General features: G+C 61.9%; 2 protein-coding genes. One reads left to right on the forward strand and one right to left on the reverse strand.

Going from position 1 to position 12,698, the window contains the following annotated elements; all coding sequences use genetic code 11:
• Positions 1–246 precede the first annotated feature (246 nt).
• Positions 247–897, forward strand: coding sequence for a hypothetical protein (locus A4A58_RS11075; RefSeq protein ID WP_139069833.1), 651 nt, complete (start codon positions 247–249; stop codon positions 895–897).
• A gap of 816 nt (positions 898–1,713) precedes the next feature.
• On the opposite strand, the gene A4A58_RS11080 is transcribed toward A4A58_RS11075, so the two are convergent.
• Positions 1,714–12,698: filamentous haemagglutinin family protein (locus A4A58_RS11080; protein ID WP_068731872.1), on the reverse strand; the 10,985-nt coding region annotated here is incomplete at its 5' end.

The raw sequence follows: 12,698 nt of genomic DNA on the forward strand, positions 1-12,698 counted from the left end.
CCAACAGGTTACCGACTGGCATTCGGCGGCCGGGCAAGCTAATGTGGCGTTGGGCGGCCCGAAGGCTGCCCGGGGCGTGAGAACCCCTTCGGTTAGGCGGCCCAAGTGCGCCGTCAAAGCACTCCTCGACCATATGGTCGGGGAGGCATATGCGCATGTTCAGGGCGAAAGCCTAAAGGCGTATGCGGCTCTCCTAACCGAGGCTTCTCAACTCCCCGATCACCAGGTGAATACGGGGCAAATGCTGTGCGAAAATTCGTTGCTTTGATTTCAGTGATCTTCGTTCTGGGCCTAGCCATCTCGGCAGGAAGGCCAGTTGATGCTACGTCCTCCGATCCGACCGTAAACCATAACGAAGTTGGTCGCGCCAAGCGTCAGCTTGAAGACGCCACGAAAGACCCTGAGAGGGTTGGCGTCTTACGTTGTCTTGGGGCAAACCTTGCTCAGCAACCCAGCGCATTAGCGCCTAATGACGCGCAGTGCGAGAACATCTTAGCGGCAGCAGCGGGCACGACCCCAAGCCAAACAATGCCGATCCTGAAAGTTGGTGGCGTGAATGGATCTCCGGCGGCGCGTGCTTACATCGAAACAATGGTTAGGTTTCAAATCAGTTTCGAAACTGCATATCACGCCGGCATTTGCCGTCTCCGAAGTGAGGGCTATTTCAACACTTTCCGGGTAGCGCAGCTGCGTCTCTCTCAGCAGGAAGCGAGGCGGCTCAAACTGTCGGAAACTGAAATGGCTCGTGCTTCCGCCGAGGTGAATCGACAAGTTGCCGAGCTACACAAGGGCCTGCCGGATTTCGATATCGTCAAGGGATGCGACTTTCTTCGGAATAGCTCGCGTATGGACGAAGTCGACGCTCTGCATCGTCGTCTGACAAACAATGGCTACTGATCGAACGCTCGGTTGCCCACACACTAGCGAACTGCCGAAGAGACCCTGATTGCCCAACGTTGTTGACGACTTCGCATGTGCCTGCCACTGGGGCGCCAGAGGCCGCGTAATGTCTGATGCACGTGTTTCTAGATGGCAACGGCTGAGAGGTTAAAGGCTGCCCGACCTAGCTGACGGGGTAGGAACATGATCTTGATTCCAACTCTCGAAGGGAAAGACGGGTTTCAGGCAAGTGATCCCGTTCCTTCGCCGCCCCTATGCCTGAAGGCGCGTGAGAATTTGTCCGGCACATTGCCGGGCCTTGGACCGTGCATAGCGGGCCAGACGGACCCCTAGGTACCTAATCCGCCCCAGTTCTCTGAACCCAGCCCCACGTTTACTACTTTTGCATTCTCGCGCAAAAAAGGGGGGGGGGACCCTGTCATTTGCACGTCGTTCGCAATTTACTCTGACCGACCCTTCTGCGCTGCCGATGTCGCACTTTCCGGGACCAATAATGCCGGGTTCAGAGCAGGAACAACTGGTCGCCAATCAATTGCGTGGGCAAAACCAAACAAAGAGGATCAATGGCTTGAGCGTTGATTGCGAGGGTTTCCAACAATCAGGGCCACTAGGGGGCCACTAGCGTGGCGGGGCTCCCTAGATTCGTATCGGAGATCCAGGCTTTCATTCGAGACCGACACAATGTCTGCTTTGTGCCAGGAACGGTCGTATGGTCCGCGGAGCCAGTGTCGGCCTGCCGAATTGCGGCGAGAGAGCTTCGCTCGTCGCGCAGATGGCCTGGTTTGCATTGCGAGCCGCGACCACGTCACGCTGCTACTGGACTAACGCTCGCTTCTCTTCTGCCGTGAGATATTTGGTATCCGATGAATTGATCGGTCCATATCCAACAATCCGAACAGGTGCAGCCTCATTGTAAGTCTGCTTTTCGTCTCGCTCGCGCTTCCTTGCTGGTTGTTCGCCATCGTCGCCGCCGCCATAGCCAAGCACCTCGACGATGATCACGGATGGCTGCGCGTTGCCGCCTTGCGGCGGCGCCACCGCCTGCTGCGTCGCCGCCGCCGCATTCGACGTCGACAGAGCGGCGCTAATACTCGGCGCCTGCACGGTCGGGATGCCCGACGACGTGCCTTGCACCTGTATATTTGCAGCATAGAGGATCTGGAGCGCCGCCAGATTGACGTTGCCGGAGACACGGATGCCCGCTTCGCCGGCGTCGATGGTGCCGAGCGGCGCGATCAGGTCGATATCGCCGGGAACGACCTCCGCAATCGGATTCAAGGTCGCGATACCGGCGCCTGAGGACGGCACCTGCGGTGACAGCACTGCGCGGCCGTAATTGTCGTAAGTACGTTTCGGAGGTGTGTAGATCACCGTGGTCTTGGAGCCACGGCCGGCATTGATGTCGCCTTCGGCCGACCATGCGAGAACGTTGCCGCCGAAGGTAGTCATGATACGCGACAGACCGAGCAGAATGCTGCCCTTCGAATAAAGCTGGATGTTGCCGGAGCCTTGCGTGATCAGGCCCGACGAAGCTGGAGGTACCTGCCCTTCGACGCCAATGATGGTTCGGCCACCCGGCGCGAACATCTGGATGTTGCCACCCGATATCGTGCGAACACCGGAACCGCCGAACATCGTGATATCACCACTATAGACTGCCGCATCCGGGAATAGTGCTGCGATCGCTTCGCGGCCACGCAGATAGCTGCGGTAACGAGGCCCGTTGGCATCATTGTATTCGCGGCCGCCCGCAGTGAGTTCGGCGAAGTACACTTCACGCAGGAAGATGCGCTGCTGCTCCGGCGCTAGCGTGTCGAAATACGCCCGCGCTTCCGTGTCGGAGCCCGCAAAACCATGACGATCCTTGAGCCAGGTCACGAGCTCCGTCTCATAGGTCTTGGCAACCTTGCCGTTCTGATCGGCGAGCGGGATTTTCGGATCAGCGAGCTTCATCGGATCGAGATAGAGCGACGCGAGCTTGGCATAATCCGGACCCGATGCGCCGACGCCGGCCTGCATCAGGATGCTTGCACCGGGACGCGTATCGCCGATCGCGATCGGGCCGATGCTCGCGATCGAGCCCTTGTCGGCCTGATACAGGTTGCGGCCCGCCGAGACTTCGAGCGCGCCGGGGCCTGCAACATCGAAATTGGCGTAGACGATGTCGCGACCCGCGGAGACGATCGACACGTCGTTCGGGTTGCTGTGCACGATCAGGTTGCCGCGCGACGTCCCCCCCAGCAGGCCATTCCCCGTTGTTACGCCGGGTGCCAGACCAGCACCCACGATATCGCGGCCCGCGCGCACCATCACGGGCGCAGCCGCGTTATACCACCTAGATACGCCGTTGCCGAATGTCAGCGTCTCGCCCGTGCGCAGACCAACGACGTCGCCTTCGCGCGCATAGAAGCGGATCGGATCCGCATCCGGGGCTCGCCCGATGTCGAGCGCGGCGGTGTTTGGACCGAAGGCAAACAGTGCCAAGGGTGCCGTACCGAGCAATGTGTTGGTGACCCTGAGGGGCGGGAGGTCGAGGACTCCCATGGTGTCCGGTTCTCTTCCCATGAAGGCGGGATTGAAAGGCGTCGGCAAAGGCGCGCCCGATCCGGACATGCTGAAAGAATATTGTCCGCCATAGATTGAGTCCCGAGCCAGCATCTCCAGCGAGCCATGGGCGGACGGCGCAAGCGTGACGAAAGCGGGCACGAAATCGGGGAGGCTCCGCATGTAGGACAAGGCGTTGACCCCGTAATACATGTTGCCGCCCAATGCCGCCGCACGCAGGATCGATGGGTAAAGGAACGATCCATCCGCCACGCTTTGGTCGCTGTTCCGATAGGGATTTTCCGACGACGAGGTCGTGGGCGTGAGATTGCCGCCGGCTGAGAGCAGGTTGATCGCGGTGTGATCGGTCCAGAGGCTGAACCAGCTCTGTCCGCCACCTGCATAATTTGTTCCGCCCACGGAGAAGGCAGATCGGTTTGGCGACTCCGAGCGGCCCGGATCGCCGGCACCCCCCAGCACGAGATCGCCTAAGGTTTCGAGATAGACCGCCGAATCGCCCGGCACCAGCGTGATGCCGGACCGTGCATCCGAAGACGTGGCGGTAAACGGATCTATGCCGCGCGGATCGAAGGCGTCGTTCAATCCGCCCCCCGAGCGATAGATGAGTTTGAGGCCGCCGATCGATTCCGCAGCCACATGCAAGGCGCCGCGGAGATTCACCAAGGCCCCCGGAAGCGCGTGTTTTTCAGTGCCGTCGGTGAGCGCCAGGTTCGGATTGAGCGCACCAGCGATGCGCATATCAATGTCGCCGCCGCCGGTGAGTGCCAGCGATCCATCGGCGCCGACGCGACCGGTGCTGCCGACCGCAACGACCAGTCCCTGGCTTCGATGCTGCCCACTCATGCTCTGTTGGCCACGAAGCGCGATCGTTCCGGCCTTACCGCCGACGCGGATCGCAACATTGCCTCCACCCAGCGCACCTATGCCGGTGAAGCCGAGCAGATCGGGAGCACGAGTGTCATTTTTCGATGTGTTGGCCGCATAGGTGCCGAAATTGATCCACCATGCGGTCGGAATTGCCGCATCGACAGCAGCGGTGCCTATTCCTTGCCGCCACAGCCAGTTGCCAGTGATGACACTCGACGGGGTCTGCCGCGAAGATTGGCCCGCGATGTCGCCGACGAGATCACCGCCGGCGGCAATCAGGACATTGCCGCCATGGTCGGGATACCAGGCGCGATAAGTTGCCAGGCTGCTGCCATAATCGATTGTTGTCGATGGTAGCGCGCCGGTCAACGTGCCGTCGGCTATTAGTCCGCGCGCGCGATCGTAGGAGGCATCGACGGTCGTCGCCATGCCAGCAGTGTAGACGCCGTAGAGCGAATTCATGCGGATGTCGCCAGCTGCGAGCATCGCCAGATCACCTGTGCCGGTTCGCAACACGCTGAAAGCCGGCGCAACAAGATTGCTGCCGGTGACCATGGGCTCGCCCGGCGTGATGATGCACATGTCGGGTTCAGCGCAGAGCCACATGTCTCCGGGCGATACGGGTGTACCCGGCTCGGCACCCAACCAGTTGTCCGGCAGCCAAACCGCGGTGGTGCTGCTCCCGATGGTGAACCCTTTGAGAGCGTGCGTGTCTGCCAGCTTGATGGCACCTGTGGAAGCAGGGTTCAGCGCGCGCCGGTCTCCCGAGCCGAGGTCGGCGCCGGCCACCAATTGCAGATCCCATGATTTCGCGCCTGCGCCCAGCATTGGCGCGACCGCCCAGTTGCGACCCTGCACCCCGTCCACGACCGGGCGCAAATTGACCGGCTGGTCACCTGGCAGTTGGATCCAGGTCATCGAGGGAATCAGCGATCCGCGCGCGAGCTGGATCGGAGCAGTGAGGCTCATCTCACCCGGCATGGCAACGCCCTTGGGCCAGATCAGCGCCGCCACAGTCACTGGCGCGCGCAAAATGGTGCCCGAGCCGAGCCGCATATCGGCCCCCAATGTTACGGCGGACGACAACACTGCGCCGGCCACATAAGCTACCGAGCCATCGGCGTTGTAAATGTTCGCGGCCACGACCGTTCCCGCCGACAGCGTCAACGTGCCGGTCAGCACCGCGTCCACGGGCAGCACAGTGCCCGCCGGCAACGTCATCGCCGCCACGGATACGTCGTAGTTGAGGGTCGATCCGGTCGGAAAACGCGTGCCGATATCGAGCACCACACCATCAAGCGGCACCACGACATCGCCGCCAAAAGTATCAGCAGACCCTTCCACCAGCACCCAGCCGTCATCGTCTGGCGTAGCAGCCGGCGGCGCGAAGCCGTCATTGATCGAGCCGTGGATATTGAGATCACCCGCCGCACGGATCGCCAGCACGCCGGGTTCACCAAAGCCGCGTAGCGCCGGATCGAGCCGGTTGGCGTTCGGCCCGTAGCGATAGCCGGACAGGTCGAGGTCGCCCGCCACCGTGATATCGCCGTTCGGATTGTCGGCGCTGATCTTGCTAACCACCTCGACGCCGGGACGCAGGCGATAGTTGCCAAGCCCGGCCAGCCGGTTGCTCAAGGACGCATTGCCAAGCGCTGCATTGTAAAAGGCGCTGCTGTCGTCATCGAGATCGTCGAGATAGGCTTGCGTAATCTCCTGCGGCTTGTGCCCCGACACATCCGGTGCGCCGGCCAACGGCGCGTCGTCATAAATGCGGAACGCATTGACCGCGATGGTCTCCGCGCCATGGATTGCGGGCGTGCCTAGCACATTGATAGCGACATCGTTAGCGCCATCCACGCCTCTTGTGCCAGCAGGAACGCCGGTGCCGCCAAGGCGCGGCGCGTTGAGATTGAGCGTACCGCGCGTTACGCCGTCGTTCTGGCCACGTCCGCTGCCAAGCGCGACGCCAGTGCCAGCACGCAGGTCAATCGCCGCATTGCCCGCCAGGGTCAACGTTCCGGCGCGCGTCGTCAAATCAACGACGGCGCGGTTCGGTGCGTCGATAATCTTGCCATAGCTGTCAAAGCGCATGCCCGTGCCATGCGCATCGAGTATGCCGTTGATGGTGAGGTTGCCCATCGCCGCCAACCGGATCGCGCCGACCTGATAACCGCTGGCATCGATCATGCCGTTAACGATCAGATCGCCGCCATCCAGCGATATCTCGACATTGCGCGCCTTGACCTCGTCGCCGATGACAAGGCTGCCCTGCTTGATCTGGAATTTGCGCGCACCGAACACGGCGCCAGTGTTGAGACGTGTATTCAGTCCCGCGAAGTCGGCAAGCGTTTGCGCCCGCACGATGAGTTCGGCTGCATCATAGGGCACCATCGTGCCACCGGCGTCGTATTGACCGGTTGCACCGCCCTGGATCGCGCCGCCAAGATCGACATGGCCGGCGCTTGCGCCAAGCGCCGTCACGGCAATTGTACCGCCGCGATTATGTTGCGCGCTGAGGTCAATCACCGATCCTGCAGCTTGGCGGATGTCGCCCGCCTCGCTGGTCAACACCAGATCGCCGCCCCAGCTATATTTGGTGACGTCGAACATCTGCACCGCGCGCCCCGACAGATCAATGCGTGAGCCATTGCCAAGCGCGATATCGCCCGTCGCCGCCAGAACCAGCTTGCCCGAAGGCAGCACGACATTGGTATCGACCGTGATATTGGCCCCCGCCAGCTTGAGCTGAGCGCCGAGCGCATCGACCTTGGGCGCATCCGTACTGCCCGCACCGGCCACGAGGACATCGCCCCCTGCCGTGATCGTGTTGACCGAACCGGAATCGCCGGTGAACAACGGCGTCGTGACCGTCAGATTGCCGCCGGTGTACTGATAGCCGGTCGAGGGGGCGTAAGCGCCCTGCGCGTGATATACGCCGAGCGTGCTCTTGCCGTTCGAGGTGATCCGCTCGCTGGCGGAGACGCTGACATTGGCAAAGCCAAGCGCGAGACGGTTATCGACGATGGTGCTGCTTGGCCGGGAATTGGGAGCGGAGCCGAACACGACACGCCGCGCCGCGATGTCGAGCTTGCCATCGCCGAGGATGCCGGCCATCGTCGCACCCGGCGCCGCCGCTGAACCCGTCCAGATCAACTCGTTCGCGCGGATCGTCGCAATGTCCCCAGCCGCGCCATAGCCGTAGATCGCCGGCGTTCCCAGCACGAGCCGCTCCACCTTCGACGCATCGAGATTGACGCTGCCGAAAATGTTCACCGCATCGCGCGCATTGAGCACCAATGTTTCGAGCGCCGGCGCGCCGATTGCGGTATTGCCTGCGAGAAGTTGGGCCAGCAGGCCCTGATTGAGCGCCAGACCTGAGGGCAGATGGCCGGAGGCCGCCGCTGCTGCCAGACTTGCATCCTCGCCCAGATTGATCGCCGACAGGCCCAGCACCAGATTGCGCGTGCCATAGGACACGTTGTTGGCGATGGTGAACGCGCCCGACGTCGAAACCGCGATTGTTCCCTCAGAAACCAGCGTCGTGGAGCGATTGCAGTCCACAGTGACGCAACCGCCGACCGTGATGTTGGCCTCAGTTGCCGAGCCGACCGTCGATGATTGCAGCAGATTGATCCAGCCGTTGGACAGCGCCAGAACGCCACTTTCAGCGATGAAGACGAAGCCGTCGCTTGAATCGTAGCTGGCGCGGCCACGTCCGGCCGTGCTGATCGATGCGCCTTCCTCGATCGTGATCCCTTTGCCGGCCAGGATCACTTCCGCTGCCGCAATGCGGGCACCGCTGCGCACGATGAGATTGCCGTCGCCACCAATGGTCGCAAAGCGACCGGTCTGGCCGTAGCCCACGCTTACTGTGCCATTGAGCACCAGACGCGGCGCGTCTAGCTTGCTGAGTTCATCGGCATAAACGGATGCGTAGAATTGAATGCCGGGATCGGCGCTTTGTCCTGAGCCAAGGATTTCGCCAAGCCCGCGGACACTGACGTTGCCGCCGAAACCATCGCTGCCGGCGGCAGGCTTCATGCGCAAATCACCATCGAAGCGCAATTGCGAACGGCCATCGGCGACCCGAGGCTTTGCCAGCAGGATGTCGAGCGCCTTGGCATCAACTGTCAGCATCGCACGCGGCACGCCGATGCGCGCCGCATCCGCTTGCACAAAGGCGTTATAGCTCATCTCGTTATAGGACGAGTGGCCGCGAACCGTGTTTGCCGAGGTGATAATGACCTGGTTGGGCAGTGACGCACGGACCGCGGTGTTGGCGACGCCGAGATAAGCTTGCGCGACGTAAGAGCCATTCCCCGCCGCAACCGCCCCGGTCATGACAGAATTGGCGCTTTTGCCCAATTCGACGCGGAATGCGCCCGGCAGCAGTGCGTAGCTCGACGGCATCAGCATATAGGCGCCGGCCGGCAATCCCGGCACACCATCGGAAATGGTAATCTGTTGACCGATGAGCGGCGCGCCGTAACCCGTCTCCTGCACCACCGGAGCATACCCCGCGCGGCTCGGCACGATCGCGTAGACCGAATTGCCTTTGCTGCTGAAACTATAACCCGGATTTGAATTGACGAATGGCGTGGTCAGGATATCGACCGAGCCGCCACGACCCGATACGAAGCCCGCGCCAGCCAGTTCACCACCGCCCGACAGGTCGAGAACTGACCCGTCCTCGGCGTTCAGATGGGTGGTTGCAAGTTGAATACCGCGTCTGGGGCCATTGTTGAGCATGCCGCCTGCGCCATCCAGCACGATCGCGGTCCCGTCATAACGGTAGACGAGCCCATCCACGGTGCCGCCATAAGGCATCAACAGCCCGGCGCCGCTCACCGAGGTGATGCTGCCCGGCAGAAGATTGATCGCATCGGCTTTCTCCTGGCGCATCGCACCAAGATATAACTGACCCAGCGGCGCGCGCACCACGCCGCCCTGATTGATGGTTTCCGCACTAAGAGAGAGCGACCCGAAAGCCGAATACGGCACGTCGGGGACCGTATCGCCATATCGGCGAATGTTGAGCACGCTGCCGCTGCCGTAGTTTCCGCTTTGGGTATAGCCGGCGGTAATCGACCCACCCGCCCCACTCGCGGGGTAGATCTGCGCGGCGGTCAGCGTGATGTCGCCCGGCGTCGCGAATATGGTGTTGCTGAGCACACGGATATCGCCCCGGCTGGTGAGATCGAGCAGCGCGAAGCCGCGAAGATCCACGGTGTAGAACGAGGTCTTGGTGTCGATATCCTGGCGCACACCGAAAGAGAGGCGGTCGCGAAGATCAATCAGATCTGCGGCGATCGCGAACACGGCATCGCTTGCCTGTTGCGTCGGAACGCCAAAGCCTCCGTCCCATCTCACAACAGGCAAGGTGTGATGGTCCCGTCTGATGCGGGTAACGCCTGCCAGCCGCACGTAAGGCGCCGACAGCGATACTATCGAATTCGCGCCCGCGTGCTCATTGAGCCCAAAGGTACCGGTGTAAAGACGCAGGCTCTGCTTCATCGCAAGCGTGACGGTTCCATCGAAGGAAAGTGCGCCATCAACCAGCAGCGAGAGATTGTCGAACCCGCCTTGCGCAATACGATCAGCGCCGAGCCGTGCGGTGCCGGTGATAAGGCCGACCTTCGCCTCCGCCATCGACGCGGTATTGGCGATGGAACTGTCGCCCTGGATGTTGCCGATGATGAACTCACGATGACGCAACACATCACCGAATGTCGTCAAGGTCGGATAATTGGGCGCCTCAAGCGCTATTGCCAGGGTCCCGCCGGCTGCATTCGCGCCGCCTGCTGCCGCACGCATCGCACCATCGAGATACAAACCAACACTGGATTTGACGACGATGTTGCCGCCATCGCTGGCGACATTGAGCGGCGTACTGTTCTTCCCAAGACCGGAGACGGGAATATCGAGCACGGCACTCGCACCCGAAGCATCGAGCAGAGCGCCCGGCCGGATCACGACAAAGGCATGCGGCGCCGCATTGGATTCGCCCTTCTCCTCCCAATCCATACCCCCGCCGATCAGGATCGAGCCGCCCTTGCTAACAACGCCGTAGGTCTGGCCACGCGCGTTCGTCGCCGTTATGGCGTGCGCAGCAACATCGAGCACGGCGTGATTGCCGATCCAGATGAGGCCTGCTTTGTTTACGGTAGCGTCGCTTCCCGTCAAGGTGATGACGCCGGAGGGCGCGGTCAGTGTGCCATCGATCGTGAAATCGGTTCCTTGCAGGCTGATCGACCGGCCGGCATCGACCTTGATCGCCGCACCCGCCCGAATGTCGATCGCACCAGCCCCCGACATCGCCCCGGCTTCACCGATCGTGGAGCGCAAGATCAGGCTCGCGCCGCCACGTTGAATCAGGCGGTTATTGGCGGCGTCTGCCATCCACTCCGGCGGCGTCCATGCGCTCAGCGCGTGCGCAAGATCCGCACCAGTGGCGGTTGTGAAGGTTGCGTCCGTGAAACGGTAGACCGGCATCGTGACGTCGAGCCTGACGCCGCTGGCCACGACAATACCGAGACCACCATTGATGTCATAGCTGGAGAAGCCAGACTGTATCAGCGAGGAATTGATTGTCGTGGTCGGACCGACGGCTACCGCGGATTTGAAGGTTGTCCCGGCCGCGAGGCGTGTTCCGGATACGACTGTAAAATCCACTGGCGACACACCACCCGCCGCGATCGTGAGGGTCTTGTCCAAGATCGGGAGGCCGTTCGGGAATACATTGCCTGGCACCACATAGGATGACGGGAATGCGCGGTCTGGAATATTGGTTATTATGGTCCCGGCCGGGATGACAGGCAGTTCCCCGTTTGGCCCGATCCCGAACGATCCGATGTTGGTATCGATTATATACCCGATACTGCCGACCGGGGGGCGCGGCGGAATCCAATTGGCGGCGAGCGCCACATTACTGATCGACGTGTTACTCGTCCCGATCGTCTCACCAGGCAACGCAATCGTGCTGACGTAACTGTAGTCAACCGGCAACACGCTGCCGGCCTTGATCTCATAATTCTGCAGCAGCACGAGATCGGTCGGCGCCTTCTCGCCCGCACCGAGCACGCCGTCAGTGGCAAGCAGTTTGCCGCCGATCCCGATAGCGGTGCCGGTTTCGACCCTGAGCGTGCCGCCGCCATTGACGCCGTAGCCTCTGATATTGCCATCGAGCTTGAGGACGCTAGTCTTATCTTCGGCGATCAGGGTTACATCGCCACCGCGGCCGCCTCTGGTCTTGCCGGTGACGAGGATGGCGCCGCCCGACGACACGTCGATGGTGCTGCCGGTCTTCAGCGTCACATCATGGGTTGATCGCAGGTTCACCGAGCCACCATTGATGAAGGCCTGCTTGGGATTGTCGGCCGGATTCAGCAGCGCATTCACCCAGACACCGCGCAGGTCAAGCATTGCGTTGTCATGCAAAATGATCGACGACGTGCCGTCCTTGAGCAGCACTTGCGCGGCGCCGCGATCGCCGCCGCCCTTGAAATAATTGTCCACGGTGAGCGAACCGCCGCGCGCGGTGACATCTGCCTTGATGTCCACCACCGCTGCATTGAGATTGATCCTGCCGCCATCGGCCAGCGTGACTGCACGATCGATGGTGATCGTGTCGGCGGTCGCGATATCGAGCCCGCCGAGATGCTGGGCGTTGATGTAGGCGGCATCGAACCAGGCGGTGCCGGTGCGTGCGGACGGCAACACATCGGTTGCGGAGAGGCCTGCGGTGATGAAGGCTACATCGCCGAAGCGGACGTCCGATGCGTTCAGACCGCCACCGCCGACGACAACGCCGTAACGCCCGAGTCCCAGCGTGCCCTGCAGCGGTGCAGCGTTCTGTACCTGCTTGTAGCCATCGGCGACATTGGCAGTGCGCGCGGAATTCTGCCGTTCACCAGCGATGATATCGGCGATGATGTCGGCCTCGAACACCGCCGTTGGCGTCGACAGATTGAGACGCCCGGCATCGCGGCCAACGGTATAGCCCGCCTCGTAACGCCAGGACGATGAGCGATCGAATATGCTGGTCCAGACCTCGGTGAGCGCGTCGGCGACCTTGCCCTGGATGTTGTGCGTGCGCACAAAGCCGCCGGCGGCAGCGACGAACTTCATGTCGGCCGGCGCGTTATCGAAGCTGTAGAGGCGACCATCGGTGCCGATCAGCTTGCTGGAAAAGATTTTGCCGCCGTCATAACTGACCGATCCGCCAGAGATGTCGAAGCGCGCGCCCTGCTGCGCGACGACTTCCGGCGCCGCCAGCGTGATAGTGCCGCCCAGTGCCGCCCACTCGCCGATGCTGTGCGGGCTGTTGGCGAGATAGCCGCCGACTTCAAGCAGTCCGCCCTTGGTGT

Origin of the sequence: Tardiphaga robiniae (genome assembly GCF_001618955.1) — a bacterium.
GTDB classification, from domain to species: Bacteria; Pseudomonadota; Alphaproteobacteria; order Rhizobiales; family Xanthobacteraceae; genus Tardiphaga; species Tardiphaga robiniae_A.